Annotated in this window: 13 protein-coding genes; 6 read left to right on the forward strand and 7 right to left on the reverse strand. The window is 69.4% G+C overall.

Annotated elements, in window-relative coordinates:
- Window positions 1-285: 285 nt before the first annotated feature.
- Window positions 286-1,557, forward strand: a complete 1,272-nt coding sequence (locus tag ABZ796_RS25100) for a DUF222 domain-containing protein (RefSeq protein ID WP_357340680.1) — start codon at window positions 286-288, stop codon at window positions 1,555-1,557.
- Between the two features lie 708 nt (window positions 1,558-2,265).
- Here ABZ796_RS25100 and ABZ796_RS25105 read toward each other — a convergent pair.
- The 6 genes from ABZ796_RS25105 to fgd form a co-directional block, all read right to left on the reverse strand.
- Complete coding sequence (locus ABZ796_RS25105; RefSeq protein WP_357340681.1) at window positions 2,266-2,886, reverse strand: helix-turn-helix domain-containing protein; 621 nt, start codon at window positions 2,884-2,886, stop codon at window positions 2,266-2,268.
- A 29-nt stretch (window positions 2,887-2,915) separates the two neighbouring features.
- Window positions 2,916-3,794 carry a glycerophosphodiester phosphodiesterase family protein gene (locus tag ABZ796_RS25110; RefSeq protein ID WP_357340682.1) on the reverse strand — a complete coding sequence of 293 codons (879 nt, stop codon included), beginning with the start codon at window positions 3,792-3,794 and terminating at the stop codon, window positions 2,916-2,918.
- A 117-nt stretch (window positions 3,795-3,911) separates the two neighbouring features.
- The gene (locus tag ABZ796_RS25115) at window positions 3,912-4,637 is read right to left on the reverse strand and encodes a hypothetical protein (RefSeq protein ID WP_357340684.1); all 726 of its coding nucleotides are present in this window, start codon (window positions 4,635-4,637) and stop codon (window positions 3,912-3,914) included.
- Between the two features lie 20 nt (window positions 4,638-4,657).
- On the reverse strand, window positions 4,658-5,440 hold the full coding sequence (locus ABZ796_RS25120; protein WP_357340685.1) for an SDR family oxidoreductase: 783 nt from the start codon (window positions 5,438-5,440) through the stop codon (window positions 4,658-4,660).
- A gap of 106 nt (window positions 5,441-5,546) precedes the next feature.
- Window positions 5,547-6,521 carry an RNA polymerase subunit sigma-70 gene (locus tag ABZ796_RS25125; RefSeq protein ID WP_357340687.1) on the reverse strand — a complete coding sequence of 325 codons (975 nt, stop codon included), beginning with the start codon at window positions 6,519-6,521 and terminating at the stop codon, window positions 5,547-5,549.
- Window positions 6,522-6,707: 186 nt separating this feature from the next.
- Entirely contained in the window at window positions 6,708-7,712 is a 1,005-nt protein-coding gene (fgd, locus tag ABZ796_RS25130; RefSeq protein WP_357340689.1) for a glucose-6-phosphate dehydrogenase (coenzyme-F420), read from the reverse strand.
- 23 nt (window positions 7,713-7,735) lie between these two features.
- On the opposite strand from fgd, the gene ABZ796_RS25135 reads away from it, so the two are divergent.
- From ABZ796_RS25135 to ABZ796_RS25155, 5 genes are all read left to right on the forward strand, one after another.
- Complete coding sequence (locus ABZ796_RS25135; protein ID WP_357340690.1) at window positions 7,736-8,776, forward strand: LLM class F420-dependent oxidoreductase; 1,041 nt, start codon at window positions 7,736-7,738, stop codon at window positions 8,774-8,776.
- 93 nt (window positions 8,777-8,869) lie between these two features.
- Window positions 8,870-11,161 carry an MMPL family transporter gene (locus ABZ796_RS25140; protein ID WP_357340692.1) on the forward strand — a complete coding sequence of 764 codons (2,292 nt, stop codon included), beginning with the start codon at window positions 8,870-8,872 and terminating at the stop codon, window positions 11,159-11,161.
- Window positions 11,162-11,500: 339 nt separating this feature from the next.
- Entirely contained in the window at window positions 11,501-12,679 is a 1,179-nt protein-coding gene (locus ABZ796_RS25145) for a hypothetical protein (RefSeq protein ID WP_357340694.1), read from the forward strand.
- Between the two features lie 127 nt (window positions 12,680-12,806).
- Window positions 12,807-15,074, forward strand: a complete 2,268-nt coding sequence (locus ABZ796_RS25150) for a serine/threonine-protein kinase (protein WP_357340696.1) — start codon at window positions 12,807-12,809, stop codon at window positions 15,072-15,074.
- Between the two features lie 48 nt (window positions 15,075-15,122).
- A complete protein-coding gene (locus ABZ796_RS25155) occupies window positions 15,123-17,750 on the forward strand; it encodes a bifunctional FO biosynthesis protein CofGH (RefSeq protein WP_357340697.1) in 2,628 nt (875 codons plus the stop codon).
- 166 nt (window positions 17,751-17,916) lie between these two features.
- Here the strand turns inward: ABZ796_RS25155 and ABZ796_RS25160 are convergent, their stop codons facing one another.
- Window positions 17,917-18,507 (reverse strand): nucleotidyltransferase domain-containing protein, encoded by a 591-nt coding sequence (locus ABZ796_RS25160; RefSeq protein WP_357340699.1) that lies wholly within the window; start codon window positions 18,505-18,507, stop codon window positions 17,917-17,919.
- Window positions 18,508-18,509: the final 2 nt, after the last annotated feature.

The raw sequence follows: 18,509 nt of genomic DNA on the forward strand, positions 1-18,509 counted from the left end.
GCCGGCTTCGCCGGCCGCTTCGCGGTCCTGGACACCGGCGCCCGTCGAGAAAAACTTGGCTGGCTATCGGGGCGGCGGCCCGGGTGTGGCGCAGCAGAATCTTGACTCGGGACAGGTGGTGTTGCTGGGGGTGAGAGGTGGCCCTCCGGGCCACTTACCATCCACAAAGACGAGGTCGTTCGCTCACCGCGCAAACAGTGGTTGACCAGGGAAAATAGGTAGCCAGAAGGGCAGTCGAGGCGTAGAATCAGAGCCATCACGACACACCTCTGAGAGAGGCATCTGATGAGTCTCGGCCGCGACATCGACCACTGGGGCACCAATCCCGGTGACGCGATTGACGCTGCCCTCGAGGTCATCGAGACCGCCCTCCAGGAACTCCTCTCCAGCGACCCCGTCTACTGGCGCACCGAGCAGAAGAAAGACCTGCTGGAACGCTTGGAGAAACTCCAGGCCATGCAGGCCGCGCTCAATCTGCGGGTCCTCGCCACGGCGGGTGACATCGCCGAGGAGACCGGCGCCAAGGACGCCTCGGGATGGATGCGGACCGAGCTCCTGGTCGACAGGGGTGTGGCCCGCTCCCAGCTCAAACTCGCCACCGTCGTGGCCAAGTACGACCTCGTCGCCGCCGGCCTCGCCGAAGGGGCGCTGTCCCAGGACAAGGCCCAGGTGATCACCCAAGTCCTCGACCGGATCGCCACCGACCCCGCCGTCAGCACCGACGATCTGGCCCACGCCGAAAAGCTGCTGGTCGACCACGCCACCGAGCTGACCGCGAACCAGCTCAAGATCGCCGGACGCCGGATCCTGGCCAAGATCGACCCCGAACGGTTCGAGCAGGCCGAAGCCAAGGCGCTGCAGAGGGAGGAAGAACGGGCCGCACGACGCACCTTCTTCTCCTCCCGCGACAACGGCGATGGCACCATCGACGTTCACGCAAGGGTCTCCCGTGCGGTCGGGATGCGGTTGCGCACCATCTTGGACTCCCTCGCCCAGCCGCGGAAGCTGACCGTGGAGAACCGGGGCCGCAAGGCCCCCTATGACCGGCTGCTGGGGCAGGCCTTCGCGCGGGTCATCGAGACCTACGACGTGGATCTGTTGCCCCGGCATGGTGGGCATGCGACCACGGTGTTCATCACGATGAGCGTGGACGATCTCCGCAAGGACCTCGGCACCGCCGCGCTCGGATTCGACGGGGAGCAGATCACCGCCGCCGAGGCCCGCAAGATGGCCTGCAACGCCGACCTCGTCCCAGTCGTCCTCGGCACCGACTCCGAGATCCTCGACCTCGGCCGCACCGCCCGCCTGGCGCACCCGATCCAACACCGCGCCCTCCGGCTGCGCGACAAGGGCTGCCAGGCCGAGGACTGCGACGCACCCGCCGCCTGGACCGAAGCCCACCACCTCAAACCGTGGTCCGAAGGCGGCCGCACCAACCTGGCGAACATGGTATTGCTGTGTCCCAGTGATCATCGTCGGATCCACGACCCCAATTACGGGCATGAGCGGCTCCCGGATGGGCGGATCCGGTTCACTCGGGGTGCCCGAGCCGGCTGACCAGGCTGACCAGGCACGCTCGGACCGGCCGACCGCAGCCACTTCGCGTCGCCGTGTCGGTAACCCCGCGAGCCCACCGGCGCACTGGTCGCTGATCGGTGTCCTGGCACACCGTCCTGCTTGCACCCACTCCCGCCCAGTGGCCGCGGCCCTGTCGTCATCCGGTGGACAGGGCTGATCGAGCTCGTGCTGGACCTGGCGGTGCCACTGGGGCACGGCGTATCGCACCAACCGTCTGCTCAGCCCGTCTGCTCAGCCCGCCCGCTCAGCCCGCCCGCGCGCGGGCGGACGTCTGACCAGCATGGCCAGCAGCCGGCTGAGGCGGCACCTTCCACCGCACCAAGGTCATCGACGCTCAAACCCACGACTGTGCTTGTGAACCGTTCACAAGGTGTCATCGTCCTGTAAAAGCACCGCATATACGGCACCCCCAGGGAACCACCGACCCTGGATTCCCAAGCCCGTACCCAGCCCAAGGAACTCCGCACCAAACCCCGCCGCCGACCCGATAACCAGCCAAAATTCTCGGCGGAGCCCGGTGTCCAGGATCGCCGAAGGCGACCGGCGGCAGGCCGTCATCTCGACAAGCTCGATACATCGCCTTGACTCCGGGAACCGTCGAGAACACCCTCCATAACGGGTCGGCGGCCACCAGCCCAACGAGAGACCCCAACCCCGCGAACCGACCCCCGGCAAACCCAAACCACCCTAGGAGACGCTGGAGATCTCCCCCGCCCAACCGCCGGTGAGATCGCCCTCGTGCGGAGGCGGACCGGGAAGGCGGTGGCTGGCTGCCTCGGCGCGCAGACCGTCGCAGACCAGGGCTAGGTATCGACGGCGCAGGGCGGTGCTGCGTACGTCGTCTCCGATGTCGATGCGAGCGATCTGCTCGAGGATCACGACGATGTCGGTGCGGGTGACGTCGGGGCGGAGGATGCCGCTGCCGCGGGCCGCGCGGAGGAGCCGGTTGGTGGTGTGGACCGCGAGTTTGTCCAGGTCACGCAGGCCCTGGTCGAAGGTGATCTCATCGCGTAGGGCGAGGGTGAGCCGCGGGAGGCCGTCGTCGAGCACCTGGCGCAGGAAGCCGGTGAACGCGAGCCAGGGGTCGTCGGTGTCGCTCAGAGCCGCCTCCGCGAAGGCGATGTAGCGGCGGTAGTTGTCAGCCGCGACCGCTCGCAGCAGCGCCTGCTTGTTGGCGTAGCGGCGGTAGAGCCCTGCCACCCCCATCCCGGCCTGCTCGGCGACCGCGGCCATGGTCGCGCGGGGATCCCTGATCAGGACCTCCCGAGCTGCGATCAGGACCGCACGGTCCGCAATGAGGGGCGCCATGCCCCAGACCTTACGCGGGGGCGCCAGCCTCAGGCCGTCTGTGCCTGGGCGACGTCGGCCAGAGCCGCGATCGGCCGGTTCGGGTAGTCGGCGAAGACCCCGTCGACCCCGGCCGCGAAGAGGCGATCTGCCTGGTCGCGGCCTGCTTTCAGGGTCCAGACGAAGACCAGCAGACCCTGCCGGTGGGCCTCGTCGGCCAAGCCCGTCGGCGGCTGCCCCTTCTTGCGGACCATCGACTTCTTGGGGCCGATGGCCTGGGCGTACGTCGCGATCTCCGCGCAGTCGACCGCACCCCACTTCTTGTCGACCAGCTGCACCAGCGGAAGATCGGTGCGGGTGCTCATCTCTCGCACCCACGCCTCGTCGAAGCTCTGCAGCCACAGCCGCTGCGCGGGCAGGCCCGGGAGGCTGTTCCAGGCGTCGACGCCGTGGTCGGCCAGCGTCTGCAGGAGGGTCTCGGTGACGGGCAGGCCGATGGAGGCGAAGTAGGTCGGGTGCTTTACCTCCACATGCAGGCCGACCCGGCGCCCGCGACGCTGCGATTCGTCGGCGACGAGTAGCAGCAGCGTGTCGAGAGTGATGATCGGCTGGCTGGTCGTCGGCGCGCCGAGACTGAGCAGCTCGGGGAAGGTGAAGTCCTCGGTGAACCAGCCGGTCCACTTCTTGCCGCTGATCACCTTGGTCGTACGCCGCTCCGCGAACTCCGGGTGCGAGGCGACATCCGTGGTGCGGGAGAGCTCGTTCTCGTGTCGGAGCACCATCACCCCGTCGCTCGTCGTCACCACGTCGGTCTCGAGCGCGTCCACGCCTTGGCGCAGCGCCAGACGGTAGGACTCCAGGGAGTGCTCCGGCAGATAGCCGGGCGCTCCGCGATGGCCGATCACAAGGGGGCGGTGGGCCGATGCCATGGCGCCAAGCGTGCGTGCCGGCAGCGACGCCGCGGCGGGCACAATGTGAATGGGACGTTACGAGCGGCGGGCCATCTTTTGATCAAACACAGCCGGTTCGGCACCCTCAGGCCGTCGTCAGGGGGTGTCCTCGCCGTCCCAGACGACGTTCTCACGGATCAGCCGGGCGGGGACACCGGCGACGGCCGTACGCGGCTCGACCTTCTGGTTGCGGACCATCGCGCGCATGCCGACGACGGCACCGTCACCGATCTCGGCGTGGCCGGTGACGATCGCGTCGCGGCCGAGCCAGACGTGCTCGCCGAAGCGGATGTTGGCTCCGTACGGATTGATCCGCTGCCCCGTCTCACCATCCTCGAGCCGGTGCATGTCGTCGGTGGCGACGTAGACGTTGGCCGCCCAGAGCTGGTCGCGGGCAGCCACGATCGAGCCGCCGTTGCGGGCATCGATCTGCGCACGCGAGGTCGCGACGAGACCGCCGGAGAGGATCACCGCAGAGCCGCTGCCACAGTAGATCTCGCCCCAGACCATGCTCGTGTCCGGGCCGATGAAGATCGTCGGTGAGTCGCCGCCGACCAGCAGCGCCTGCATCGAGGTGATGTCGGTCGCGACCACGATCAGCGCGTCGGAGAACGGGTAGAACCCGAGCAGCTCGATCAGCCGCTGGTCGAGCGGGAAGCCGTCACGCAGGTACAGCGCGTTGCCGCCCTCGTGCCACCACTTCGGCAAAGGTCCGGTGATCTCGCTCAGCTCGACCCCGGCGAGCACCTCCGGCGCGAGCCCGGCGGCGATGAGCCGCTCCCGATGTACGTCGGTGAGCGGCTCACCCCTAGTCCAGGACATGCCGGGAACCATAACCCGGCTCAGCTCGGGTACATCCCGCTGGTCACGTTGAGCCAGGTCCCGGTGATCGCCCCGGCGCCGTCGGAGGCGAGGAAGGTCGCGGTCTCGGCGATCTCCTTCAGCCGCGGCGAACGCTTGGTCATCCGCATGCCGTCGAGGTTCTCCTTGATCCCGGCGAGGGCCTCCTCAGGAAGGGGCGTCCCGATGACCCGCTCGAACTTCTCGGGGGTGAAGGTCTCGGTGATCCCGGCGGTCCAGATCCCCACGACGCGTACGCCGGAGGAACCGACCTCCGCGGCGAGATCACGGACCAGCGCGTCGAGCGCACCGTCGGCGGCACTGGTCCCGCCCATGCCGGGTGCCGAGCCACGCGCGGAGCCGGAGTCGAGCGCGAGCACGACACCGCGACCCTGGGCGACCATCTGCCGCGCCGCCGCGCGGGCGGTGTTGAACGAGCCGGTGATGCCGCGTACGACCGGCTGGGTGTAGTCGGCCGCCGAGATCTCCAGGAGCGTCTGCCCCTGGATGTCGCCGCGGTCGGCGACGTTGAACGAGATGTCGAGCGAGCCGGCCTCGGCCACGACCCGCTCCACGAAGGCGGCCACGGCGTCCTCGTCGAGGACGTCGACCACCCCGTGGCCGGCTGCGCCGACCTCCTCGGCCCTGGCCGCGAGCGTGGCCTCGGTGCGGCCGGCGAGGTAGACCCTGGCGCCAGCCTCGGCGAAGGTCTTCGCGGTCGTCGAGCCGATGTCGCCCGCGCCGCCCCAGACGATGGCGGTGCGGTCCTGAAGCTGTGCGTTCACGATGTCTCCTGACCTGTCCTCACGCACCCGGTGTGCGTGATCTGACCGTTAGGACGCACGCCACCTCAACCACTCATCGGGTGCGCCCGAACTTTTTTGTCGAAGCTCAGGTCAGCGCCTGCGGGAGACCGAAGGCGGGGAAGAGATGAGGCTCGAAGGTCGTGATCTGGGCGACCCTGCCGTCGACGACCCGGAGCACGTCGAGCACCTGCGGGCGGTAGATCGTCGTCCCCGGCCGGCGTACGTAGCCCGCCACCGCCGGCATCCGGTTGGCGCTCGCCGGGATGAACCGCCATTCGCCGAGGTAGGTCGGCGAGGACGGATCCAGGTTCGGCCCGACGAACCCCAGCAGCGCCTCGCGGGTGGTGAACCAGAACGGGTTCGGCGGCATGGTCAGTACGGCGTCGCTGGTCAACAGGTCGGCGATGCCCTCGCGCCAGTTGCTCGCCCCGGCGGCGATGTAGGCGTCGATGACCTTCCGCTCCTCCTCCGTCGGCCCCTCGGTGCGCCAGGTGGACCGGTCCTCGGGCAGATGCCGGCGCAGCGCCGGCTTGGCCCGCTGGAGCAGCGAGTTGACGGTGGCGACACTGACCGAGAGCGCCGCCGCGGTGTCGGCGGCCGACCAGCCGAGCACCTCGCGGAAGACGAACACCGCCCGCTGCTGCGGGGTCAGGTGCTGGATCGCGGTGAGGAAGACCAGCTCGATCGTCTCCCGCGCGACCGCCTCCTCCTCCGGACGCTCCGGCTCGAGCAGTGCGTCCGGGAACGGCTGGAGCCACTCCAGCAGCTCCGGGGGCTCACCGGTGCCGTGGTCGAACCCCGGCAGCGGGGCGTACGTCCTCGGCCGCCGTTCGTTGCGGCGCAGGAAGTCGAGGCAGGTGTTGGTCGCGATCCGGTAGAGCCATGCCCGCATCGCCTCGGGGTCGCTCAGCTGGTCGCGCCGCTCCCAGGCCTTGACCAGGGTCTCCTGGACCAGGTCCTCGGCCTCGTCGAAGCTCGCCACCATCCGGTAGCAGTGCACCCTCAGCTCGCGCCGGTGCCTCTCGGCGGCATCCACGAACGGATCGCCCATCACGCTCATGTCTGGTGAGCGTAGGCCCTGACCGACACTCCCGACACGAATTTTGCAAGCAATGTCAAACCGGTGCAACGCAACTCATCCGCACGACGTACCACGTATGTGGGGCGGTCCTCCCAGGGCCCCGGCCGCTGTGCGAGTGAAGTGCCTCGCCCGGCCGGGGCCCTGGTCCGTTCTCGGACTCGGGTCTCAGATGAGACCGCGGAGCTTCGGCAGGATCTCCTCGCCGTACAGCTTCAGGAACTTCGCCTGGTCCGGCCCCGGGGCGTGGAAGACCAGATGGGTGAAGCCCATGTCGAGGTACTCCTTGATCCGGGAGACGTGCTCGTCGGGGTCGGTCGAGACGATGAACCGCTTGGCGGTCGCCTCGGTCGGGAGCGCATCGGCAAGACGCTGCATCTCCACCGGGTCCTCGACGGAGTGCTTCTGCTCGGGGGTCAGACCGAGAGCGCCCCAGAATCGGGTGGCCTCCATCGCCTGCTCGAGATCGTGGTCGAAGGAGACCTTGACCTCGATCATCATGTCGACGTCCTCCGGCTTGCGGCCGGAGAGCTCGATCCCGGTCCGTACGGCGGGCAGGAGCGTGTCGGTGTAGAGCTCGGCACCCTTGCCGGAAGTGGTGATGTAGCCGTCACCGGCACGGCCGGCGTACTTGGTCGCAGCGGGACCCGAACCTGCCAGGTAGATCGGGACCGGCGTGGCCGGCTTGTCGTAGATGGTCGCCCGGTCGAGCTGGTAGTAGTCGCCCTCGAAGGTGACCCGGTCCTCCGTCCAGAGCTTCTTGATCACCCGCACGGCCTCGCGGAACCGGGCGAAGCGCACCTTGCCCTCCGGCCACTCGACACCCAGAGGCGCCTCGTTCATCGCCTCACCGGTGCCCATCCCGAGCACGACGCGGTCGGGGAAGAGCGAGCCGAGGGTCGCGAAGGACTGCGCCACGATCGCCGGGTGGTAGCGGAACGTCGGGGTGAGCACGGAGGTGCCCATCACGATCCGCTCCGTGCGCGCGCCGAGGGCGCCCAGCCAGGTCATGGCGAACGGCGCGTGTCCGCCGTCGTGCCGCCAGGGCTGGAGATGGTCGGAGATGAAGACCGAGTCGAAACCCTGCTCCTCCGCCATCACGCCGTAGTTCAGCAGCTCCGTGGGTGCGAACTGCTCGTTGGACGCCTTGTATCCGAACCTGATCTCCGTCACACGGTCACGGTAGCCTCCTCGGCATGAAGCTTGCGATGCCCTTGACCTACTTCGGCAACCCCCGCGAGACCGCAGACCAGGTCGTCGGCCTGGAGAAGGCCGGACTCGACCAGCTCTGGGTCGCCGAGCCGTACGGCTTCGACGCGGTCTCACTGCTCGGCTACCTGGCCGCGAAGACCGAGACCGTCGAGCTCGGTGCGGGCATCCTCAACATCTACAGCCGTACGCCAGGAGCGCTGCTCCAGACCGCGGCCGGCCTCGACAACGTCTCCGGCGGGCGCGCGATCCTGGGCCTGGGCGCGAGCGGGCCCCAGGTCATCGAGGGCTTCCACGGGGTGGCGTACGACAAGCCGCTGACGCGCACCCGCGAGATCATCGCGCTGCTGCGCTCCGGGCTGCGCGGCGAGCGCCTGCAGAGCGACGGGCTCTACAAGATCCCGCTCCCCGCCGACCAGGGCACCGGCCTCGGCAAGCCGCTCAAGCTGCTCAACCGGCCCGAGCGCGCCGACACCCCGCTGTGGGTGGCCGCGCTCGGTGACAACAACGTCGCCATGACCGCCGAGGTCGCCGACGGCTGGCTGCCGTTCCAGTTCCTGCCCGACAAGGCCCGCGACGTCTGGGGCGAGGCCCTCGACAAGGGCCTGGCCAAGCGCTCCCCCGACCTGAAGCCGCTGGAGATCTCCGCCGGCGGCCTCCTCGCGATCACCGACGACCCCGACGAGGCCAAGCGCCACCGCGACACGATGCGCGGCCTGCTGGCCCTGTACGTCGGTGGCATGGGCGCCCGCGGCAAGAACTTCTACAACGACATGGCCGTGAAGTACGGCTTCGGCGACGCGGCCAAGAAGATCCAGGACCTCTACCTCGACGGCCACAAGCGCGACGCCGAGGCCGAGGTCCCCGAGGCCTGGCTCGAGGCCGGCAACCTGGTCGGGCCGGAGTCGTTCGTGAAGGAGCGGATCGCGGCGTTCCAGGAGGCCGGCGTAACCAGCCTCCAGGTCACCCCCGCCTTCGGCACCGACGGCCTCACGTCGATCGCCCAGGTCAAGGAGTGGCTGGCCTGACATCCCCAGCCGGCTGTGAACTCGCTTACACCCACGGCCGGCCCGGCCGTCCCCCTGTGACCTTGCCCCCACGGGCATTGGTTGCATGGACGCATGTCTGAGCGGATCGTCAGCGCCATCACCGGGCCCGTCACCAAGTGGGTCGTGCTCGGCTTCTGGCTGGTGATGCTGGTCCTGATGGGACCGCTGACCGGCAAGCTGGGCGACGTCGAGTCCCACGACAACTCCGACTGGCTGCCCGCCAACGCGGAGTCGACCCGGGCGATCGACGAGCTCGCCAAGGTGCAGGACCCCGACGACCTGACCACGACGATCGTCTACCACCGCGAGGGTGGTCTGACGAAGTCCGACTACACCGCGATCGTGCTGCAGATCCCGGAGATCGCGTCGCTGGACGGGGTGGTCACGCAGGAGAGCAAGCCCGACCAGCCCGTCATGCCCGCGATCGCCTACCCGACCGGCGAGAAGAACGGCCAGAAGCGCGGCCTGGTCTCCGCCGACGGCGAGGTCGCGACGGTCTCGCTCGTGGTCAACTACGCCGACGAGGACCCGACCGCGCTGCTCGACCTGCGTGACGACCTGGTCGAGCTGACCGAGCTCGAGGGCGTCGACGTCTACATCGGCGGCGCGGGCGGCTCCACGGCCGACCAGATGGAGGCCGGCGCCGGGATCGGCGGCGCGCTGCTCTATGCGGCCGCGGGCGTGGTCATCGTGATCCTGCTGATCACCTACCGCAGCCCGGTGCTCTGGTTCCTCCCTCTCGTCTCGGTCCTCGTCGCCCTGGTCGTGTCGATGGGGGTGGTCTACCTCTGCGCGATGTACGCCGGCCTGACCCTCAACCAGATGAACCGAGCCATCCTCGACGTGCTCGTCTTCGGCGCCGGCACCGACTACGCGCTGCTGCTCATCGCCAGATATCGCGAGGAGCTAGGCCGGCACGAGGACAGGCACAAGGCGATGGCGGCGGCGCTGCGGGGGTCCGCGCCCGCGATCATCGCCTCGGCCGGCACCGTCACGGTCGGCATGCTCGGCCTGATGGTCGCCACCATGGGGTCGACCGCCAGCCTCGGCCCGGTCTGCGCGATCGGTATCGTCGCCGGCCTCGTCGTGATGCTCACCCTGCTCCCGGCGCTGCTGGTGATCACGGGGCGCTGGGTGTTCTGGCCGGTCAAACCGGCGTACGGCACCAGCGGCGAGAAGCACGGCGGCATCTGGGCGCGGCTCGGCGGCTGGATCCGGAAGCGGCCGCGGGCGGTCTGGATCGGCACCGCCGCGGTGCTGCTGGCCTGCTGCGGCGGGCTCTCGATGCTCAACATCACCACCCTGGACAGCTCCGAGACCTACACCAAGGACTTCCCCTCGCTGATCGGCGACCGGGTGCTCGAGGAGCACGACCTCGGCGACCCCTCCAACCCGATCCAGGTCGTCTCCGCCCCGGGCACCGAGAAGGACGTCGTCGGGGCGCTCACGAAGGCCGGCTACGACGGTGTCACCCCGGTCACCGACGGCACCCACGAGGTCGCGCTGACCGCGGTCCCGCTGTCCACCGACCCGATGTCGAAGGCGTCGTTCGACACCGTCGAGGACGTACGCGGCGTGGTCCACTCCGTCGAGGGCGCCGACGCGCTCGCCACGGGCACCGCCGCGATCCAGCTCGACATGGCCTCGGCGACCGACCGGGACACCAAGGTCGTGATGCCGCTGGTGCTCGGGCTGGTGCTGGTCATCTTGATGATCCTGCTCCGCTCGGTCCTCTCCCCGCTGCTGCTGATGGCCACGGTCGTGCTCAGCTTCGGCGCCGCGCTCGGCCTCTCGGCGATCATCTTCGACGCGATGGGCTTCGCCGGGCAGGGCCGCGAGTTCCCGCTGTTCGTCTTCGTGTTCCTGGTCGCGCTGGGCATCGACTACAACATCTTCCTGATGCACCGGGTCCGCGAGGAGGTCGTCGCGCACGGCGACACCCGGCGCGCCTCTCTGGTCGCCCTCTCGGCGACCGGTGGCGTCATCACCAGCGCCGGTATCGTCCTGGCCGCGACGTTCGCGGTGCTCACCACGCTGCCGCACGTGAGCTTCATCGAGATCGGCCTGGCGATCGCCCTCGGCGTACTCCTCGACACCCTCGTCGTCCGCTCCATCCTGGTGACCGCCATCAACCTCGACCTGGGCGACGTCATCTGGTGGCCGAGCAGGCTCGCCCGCGGGCGAGCGAGAGTTCCGTCGCCGCACCCGGCGCCGGTTCGGCGGCCGCTGCCGCCTCGGGGCGTCCAGAGCCGTCCCGATCTTCGTGGCCGTCCCGACCTTCCGGGCCGTCCCGATCTCCGCGGCCGTCCCGACCCACGGGGCTATCCGCGAGAGCCCCGGCCGCGCGATCCTCGCCAGTACTGAGGCCCGGCTGCGGATTCGGCGAAGTGTCTTTACGATGTGCCTACGACTCGGGTCGCTCGGCCCGGTCGCTCCACTTCACTGACATGCGGGGCGTGCGACATGGGTCCAGACGACCAGGACAAGACGAGACCGGGTACGCCGCGGCCCACGCCGCCTCCCCCGCCTGAGCCGGCGAACCCCATCGACCCGGACGCGACCCGGATCCCCAGCGCGAGCCCCACTCCGCCGCCTCCGCCGCCTCCCCCGCCGTCAGCCCCGCCGACGTCGGCCCCGCCGTCGTCACCCCCGCCTGCTCAGCCGCCATCGTGGACACCACCCCCGCCGCCGCCCACGATGGCGATGCCCGCGGCACCGCCCAGCGGCTACGGCGCGCCTCCGGGGCAGCCGCCGGTCGCGTACGCCTCGGGTTATGGGCTGCCGCCGCACCACCAGCAGCCCAAGAAGAGCAACAAGGGACTGCTGATCGGGCTGGGTGCCGCCGGTGCGGTGGTGCTCGTCGCGCTGCTCGGCACCGGGGCGTGGGCGTTCTTCAGCGGGCGTCTCGGGTTCGGCCCGCTGAGCGCCGAGGACAAGAAGGCGGTGACCGCGATCGCCGCGGACGCGCCGAAGCCGTCCTGGGCCTCGGCCGGGGACGCCAAGTGCGCCGCCGAGCAGCTGGTCGAGGACGAGCGCAGCGATGCGCTGCGCAAGGCCGGCCTGATCCAGATCTCCGGCGAGTCGGTGACCTACACCGGCGCGTGGCGGGGGCCGCAGGCGACGACGTACGCCGAGGGCCTGCTCTCCTGCTCGGGTGACTGGAGCAAGGCGATCGGCAAGGAGTGGGCACTGACCGACACCGACTGCCTCGGCGACGTCGACGAGTCCGCGATGGCCGGCCTGATCACCACCCAGGTCATGGAGGTCGAGGACGCCGGGGTCACGAGGCAGGCCGAGAAGGCGGTCGCCGCGCTCGACGAGTGCTACGTCAGCGACGAGCTCACCGCGCCGGCCGCGACGGCCACCCCGGCCGTGCTCGGCGTCGACTTCGCGGTCACCTCGCCCACCGTCGAGGGCAGCGAGGTGGTCGTGCAGGCGAAGTCCGCCGACTCCTCGGAGTGGGCCCCGGTGAGCGGCGGAAAGATCAACATCCCCGTACGCGAGGGCGGCCAGGAGGGATGCGCGACCTTCCAGGCCTCGATCAGCTATCCCTGGGGCACCACCAAGACCAGCGAGAGCGAGGCCTGCGGGAAGGCCAAGGACCGCCGGCTGTGGTGGACGAAGGACAAGTCGTGCGCCCAGCCGAAGTACGCCCCGTGCAGCTCCTGGACTCTCCACTACGAGGGCTATGAGCTCCTCTCTAGCGTCACGATCAAGCTGAAGCTGAACGGCGGAGACTGCCGGTCGGCCTCCGGCTCCTGCTCCGACAAGGCCTTCGTCACCAAGCCGAGCGGCACCTGGACCAACTGGACCGCGCCCAAGGGCTGGAAGGACCGGTTCACCGCCGAGGTCGACGGGCTCAAGGCCGTCCTCCCGAACTAGTCGGTCCAACTGGTGTCTTAACAATTGGTCTCGCCCGTGGCGTTGCCGCACGACGATCGTTGAGGGGACGCTAGGGTTTCGGCAGAGGTCTGGAATCGGGTAAAAAAATCAGGGCGAGGTTCTAAAGATGGTTGCGTTCCCCCAGGAAGGCGAGCAGTTCGGTCGCTACGTGATCGAGCGGGTCCTGGGTCAAGGTGGCATGGGTGTCGTCTACCAGGCGAAGGACCCGGCGCTGCGACGCAAGGTGGCCCTCAAGCTGGTGCTGCCCTCGCTCACGGTCGACAAGGACTTCATCACCCGCTTCGAGCGGGAAGCCAACATCCTGGCCAAGCTGCGCTCGCGCAACATCGTTCAGATCATCGAGTACGGCGAGGTCGAGGGCACCGTCTACCTCGTCACCGAGTACGTCCCCGACGGCGACCTGCACGGCTGGCTGAAGACCCAGGGGCCACTGGAGACCGTCCAGGCGCTGCGCCTGGTCGGTGACGTCAGCGACGCGCTCTTCGACGCCCACCGCGCCGGCGTGGTCCACCGCGACGTGAAGCCGTCCAACGTGCTCCTGTGGGAGCGCCAGGAGGGCGAGCTCGTCCCCTACCTCACCGACTTCGGCATCGCGACCGAAGGCGACTCCAACGTGACCCGGGCCGGCTCCGTGGTGGGCTCGCTGCCCTACATGTCGCCCGAGCGTCACATGGGTGAGCAGGCGACCGCATCGGGCGACATCTACGCCGCGGGCTGTCTGCTGTGGGCCTGCCTGACCGGCAAGGCGCCCTACGTCGGCACCGACTTCGAGCTGATGAGCGCCCACATCAACAGCCCGGTGCCGCGGCTGCCCGCCTCGACGCCGGGCGCCGACCTGATCAACCCGATCATCCAGCGGGCGCTGGCCAAGAAGCCGGAGAACCGCTTTCGGACCGCCTCCGAGCTCGCCAAGGCTCTCGACAAGGCCGCCGACCGGCTCGAGGAGTCCGGGATGGGCGGCGGCATCATCGGCGGCGTCGCCGGAGCGGCCGCAGCCGACCTCGGCTCCCGTCCCGGCGCCGGCTACGACACCACCTCCAGCAGCACCTCCGGGGGCGGCACGCCCGTGCCCGAGGCGGAGGCCCAGCCGACGATCGTCAAGCGTCCGGGCGACGGCAGCCCGACTCCCGCCCCGCTCGCCAACGAGACCGACTCCACGGTCGTGCACAGCGGCAAGGGTCTGCCCCACGCCGCGGCCGCAGCGGCCGCGACCGGCGGCACCGGCGCCGGCGGCGGCCAGCCCGAGTGGCTGCCCTCGCACCACTCCAACGCCGGCCAGGGCAAGGGCGGCGACAAGAAGAAGCTCTACACCATCGTCGGTGGCGGAGCCGCCGCGGTCCTGCTCCTCGGCGTCGGCATCTTCACCCAGGGCTTCGGCATCTTCGGTCTCCACGGCGACGACGCCAAGGCGGCGGAGGCGATCGCCAGTGGCGTACCCAAGCCGGGTTGGGCCACCGAGGACCAGATGACCTGCGCGGCCGAGACCCTGGTCGGGAAGGTTCCCGCTGCCGAGCTGCGCTCCCACGGGGTCGTGGACGCGGGCGACGACTGGACCTACACCGGCGACTGGCCCGCCGACGACGCGATGAAGTTCACCCAGGGCATGCTCGACTGCACCGAGTCCTGGGCGACCGAGATCGGCGACAACTGGAAGGTCGGCGACACCCGCTGCATGGAGAAGGAGGTCGACAAGACCTCCATGGCCGGTCTCCTGGCGGTCGGGGACCTCCTCAAGGACGGCGACACCGGCGCCGCCGGCCCGGCCAGCGAGAAGGCCGTCAAGGCCCTCGACGCGTGCTACGTCAAGGCCGACGCGCTCGGCGCCAAGGTGACCCCCAAGGCCGCCTACATGCAGGTCGACTTCGATGTGCAGGAGCCCACCGCTCCCGGTGGGCAGTCGGTGATCGGGATCGCCAAGAAGGGCAACAGCAGCTACGAAGAGCTCAAGGGCTCCACCTACGAGCTCCCGGTCACCGAGGGTGGCGTCGAGGGCTGCATCGCGGTCAAGACCACCGTCACCTTCGCCTGGGGCACCGAGAAGGCCACCGACGCCGACGCGTGCGGCAAGGCCGAGCCGAAGAAGCTCGTGTGGGACAAGCTCGACAAGTGCACCGACCCGACCTACACGAAGCGAAAGATCGCCTGCAACACCTGGCAGCTCAACTTCGAGGGCTTCCAGCCCGGCAAGAAGTTCAACGTGAAGCTCACCCGCAACGGCGGTAAGTGCTCGGAGGCGAAGGGCGCTCAGTGCACCTACCCAGGCACTCCCGCCGGCGACGGCCGGGGCGCCGTCGTCCAGTGGTCGGGCCCGCAGGACTGGACCGACAAGTTCGTCGCCACAGCCCCCGGCGCGAGCGCTCAGATCGACAACTAGTTCGACAACTAGTTCGACAACTGGGCGGTGCCTACTAGGCTGCTCGTGATGAGCGAGCAGCCGACACCGCAGCAGATCCGCCGGGCCCTGGCCCGGGCCGAACGAGGCGCAGCCCTGGACGTGGCGGAGGCTTCGGCTCTCCTCGCGGCCGGGGGCGACGACCTGAAACGGTTGACCGCCGCCGCGGCGAAGGTACGCGACGCCGGGCTGGTCGCGGCCGGACGACCGGAGACGGTGACGTACTCCCCCAAGGTCTTCATCCCGGTCACGAAGCTGTGCCGGGACCGGTGCCACTACTGCACGTTCGTGGAGACGCCGGCGCAGGCGGAGCGCGAGGGCCGCGAGCCCTACCTGAGCCCCGACGAGATCCTGGAGATCGCCGCCGAGGGCGCGAAGCTCGGCTGCCTGGAGGCGCTGTTCACCCTCGGCGACCGGCCCGAGGACCGGTGGCCGGAGGCTCGCGAGTGGCTGGAGAGCCGCGGTTACGAGTCGACCCTCGACTACGTGCGGGCGATGGCGATCCGGGTGCTCGAGGAGACCGGGCTGCTCCCCCACCTCAACCCCGGGGTGATGTCGTGGGAGGAGATGAACCGGCTCAAGCCGGTCTCCCCGTCGATGGGGATGATGCTCGAGACCACGTCGCGCAGGCTTTTCGAGACCAAGGGCGAGGCCCACTTCGGCTCCCCCGACAAGGACCCGGCGGTGCGCCTGCGAGTGCTCGACGACGCCGGACGGCTCTCGATCCCGTTCACCTCCGGGCTGCTGGTCGGCATCGGCGAGACGCTCACCGAGCGCGCGGAGACGATCTTCGCGCTGCGGAAGGTGCACAAGGCGTACGCCGGGCTGCAGGAGATCATCGTGCAGAACTTCCGGGCCAAGCCGGCGACCGCGATGCGCCACGTCGACGACCTGGGCCTGGACGAATATCTGGCCACGATCGCGGTCACCCGGATCGTCCTCGGGCCGAAGGCCCGGGTCCAGGCTCCGCCCAACCTGGTCGACCTCGACGAGTGCCGCGCGCTGCTCGGTGCCGGCATCGACGACTGGGGCGGCGTCTCGCCGCTCACCCCCGACCACGTCAACCCCGAGCGTCCCTGGCCCTCGCTGGACGCGCTGCGCCAGGTCACCGCCGAGGCCGGCTTCCAGCTCCGGCCGCGCCTGACCGTCCACCCGGAGTACGTCGAGGGCACCCTGCGCGACGGCCAGTCGTGGATCGACCCGCGCGTCCTCTCCCACGTCGAGGCCCTCGCCGACGAGGACGGCCTGGCCCGTGACGGCGTCCGGCCCGAGGGCCGCCCGTGGCAGGAGCCCGACGGTGGCTTCACCGCCGCCGGCCGGGTCGACCTGCACACCTCCGTCGACACCGAGGGCCGCACCAACGACCGCCGCGACGACTTCGAGACCGTCTACGGCGACTGGGACGCGGTCCGGGAGGCGGCCAAGACGACGTCGCTGGTCGAGCCCCGCGAGCGCCAGCGAGCGGGTGTCGAGACCAACACAGTCCTATCGAGCGCGGACGGGGACCGTGTTGGTCTCGACACGCCTCCGCCTAGCGGCTCCGGCGGCTCGACCAGCGAAGGGATGGCGGCGCTCCGGGCGGCCGAGTCCGACCCCGGCAACCTCTCCGACGAGCACGCCCTGACCCTGATGACCGCCGAGGGCGACCTGCTGCGCCAGGTCACCAGGCTCGCCGACGACCTGCGCAAGGAGGTCAACGGCGACACCGTGACGTACGTGGTCAACCGCAACATCAACTTCACCAACGTCTGCTACGTCGGCTGCCGGTTCTGTGCCTTCGCCCAGCGCAGGACCGACGCGGATGCGTACTCCCTCGACCTGGACCAGGTCGCCGACCGCGCCGAGGAGGCGTGGAACCTGGGCGCTACCGAGGTCTGCATGCAGGGCGGGATCGACCCCGAGCTCCCCTCGACCGCCTACTTCGACCTCGTCCAGGCCGTGAGGCAGCGGGTGCCGGAGATGCACGTGCACGCGTTCAGCCCCATGGAGATCGTCAACGGAACCGCCCGCACCGGCCTCTCCATCGAGGACTTCCTGATCAAGGTCCGCGAGGCCGGACTGGGCTCGCTCCCGGGCACGGCGGCGGAGATCCTCGACGACGAGGTCCGCTGGGTGCTGACCAAGGGCAAGCTCCCCGCGAAGACCTGGATCGAGATCGTCTCCACCGCTCACCGCGTCGGCATCCCGACGACCTCGACGATGATGTACGGCCACGTCGACAACCCGAGGCACTGGGTCGGTCACCTCCGCGTCCTCGCCGGCATCCAGGACCAGGCCCGCGAGCACGGCAACGCCGGATTCACCGAGTTCGTACCGCTCCCCTTCGTGCACACCAGTGCACCGATCTACCTCGCCGGCGCGGCCCGCCCCGGCCCGACCATGCGCGACAACCTCGCCGTGCACGCGCTCGCCCGGATCATGCTCCACGGCCGCATCGACAACATCCAGACCAGCTGGGTCAAGCTCGGCGTCGACGGCACCCGGGCGATGCTCCAGGCCGGCGCCAACGACCTCGGCGGCACCCTGATGGAGGAGACCATCTCCCGGATGGCCGGCTCCGAGCACGGCTCGGCAAAAACTGTGTCCGAGCTCGAAGAAATCGGCGCGGGCATCGGCCGCCCGGTCGACGAACGGACCACGCTGTACGGGACGCGATGAACCTGCCACGGGTGGAGCGACGACTCGTCGCGCCGTTCTACCCGGTCAGCGCCCGAGCCGAACGATCGAGACCGCAAGGTCGACGAGCATGCGCGCTCGACGCACCATGGTCTCGGCCTTCACCGAGGTGATGAGCTCGACTCCGTCCGCTGCTCTGCGCTGACCATCAGGATGGCTTCTTCCGACGATGTCTGGGCTTGTGACCGATCAGAGCGACACCGTCCTTGACGACATCGAGGACGACAGGCTCACCTCGGTCGAGAGCTTCAGAGAACGAGGCGGACGTGAAGACGAGGATGTCGCATTCATTGCCTGTTCCGACTCTGATCGCCTCGCGCAGGTCTGCGCGCCCATCCCAAGGTTCAGAAGCGATCACGGCGAGGTCGATGTCGCTGTCGGCGTTCGCCTCACCTCGAGCGACGGATCCGAAGACAATCACGGACTCGACGCTGTTGCCGATGACTCGAGAAACGATCCCGGTCAGCGCGGCGATCGGATCGAGCAGAGCCCGAAGCGGCTCGACCGCGACATGAGACTCTTCGACGCGATAGACGTACGCTCGACCGACGGTGCGCGACTCGAGGATCCCGAGCCGTTCCCAGGCTTTCAAAGCATCCTGAACCGACCCGAGACTGTAGGTGCCGACCACACCGTGCACCTGACGCCCAGTCAGCTCCTGGCCGGTGCGAAGCAGGGCAGCCAGCACAGCACCTCTGGCGCCCGGGATGACACCGCCGAAGGGGTCATTGAGATCCATAT

Origin of the sequence: Nocardioides sp. NPDC047086 (assembly GCF_040643685.1) — a bacterium.
In the GTDB taxonomy this organism is placed as follows: Bacteria; Actinomycetota; Actinomycetes; order Propionibacteriales; family Nocardioidaceae; genus Nocardioides.

What these genes read in the sequence shown, in the direction of transcription:
- ABZ796_RS25100 (WP_357340680.1), top strand. Translation starts at nt 286, where the DNA reads ATGAGTCTCGGCCGCGACATCGACCACTGGGGCACCAATCCCGGTGAC.
- ABZ796_RS25105 (WP_357340681.1), bottom strand. Translation starts at nt 2,886, where the DNA reads ATGGCGCCCCTCATTGCGGACCGTGCGGTCCTGATCGCAGCTCGGGAG.
- ABZ796_RS25110 (WP_357340682.1), bottom strand. Translation starts at nt 3,794, where the DNA reads ATGGCATCGGCCCACCGCCCCCTTGTGATCGGCCATCGCGGAGCGCCC.
- ABZ796_RS25115 (WP_357340684.1), bottom strand. Translation starts at nt 4,637, where the DNA reads ATGTCCTGGACTAGGGGTGAGCCGCTCACCGACGTACATCGGGAGCGG.
- ABZ796_RS25125 (WP_357340687.1), bottom strand. Translation starts at nt 6,521, where the DNA reads ATGAGCGTGATGGGCGATCCGTTCGTGGATGCCGCCGAGAGGCACCGG.
- ABZ796_RS25135 (WP_357340690.1), top strand. Translation starts at nt 7,736, where the DNA reads ATGAAGCTTGCGATGCCCTTGACCTACTTCGGCAACCCCCGCGAGACC.
- ABZ796_RS25140 (WP_357340692.1), top strand. Translation starts at nt 8,870, where the DNA reads ATGTCTGAGCGGATCGTCAGCGCCATCACCGGGCCCGTCACCAAGTGG.
- ABZ796_RS25145 (WP_357340694.1), top strand. Translation starts at nt 11,501, where the DNA reads ATGCCCGCGGCACCGCCCAGCGGCTACGGCGCGCCTCCGGGGCAGCCG.
- ABZ796_RS25150 (WP_357340696.1), top strand. Translation starts at nt 12,807, where the DNA reads ATGGTTGCGTTCCCCCAGGAAGGCGAGCAGTTCGGTCGCTACGTGATC.
- ABZ796_RS25155 (WP_357340697.1), top strand. Translation starts at nt 15,123, where the DNA reads ATGAGCGAGCAGCCGACACCGCAGCAGATCCGCCGGGCCCTGGCCCGG.
- ABZ796_RS25160 (WP_357340699.1), bottom strand. Translation starts at nt 18,507, where the DNA reads ATGGATCTCAATGACCCCTTCGGCGGTGTCATCCCGGGCGCCAGAGGT.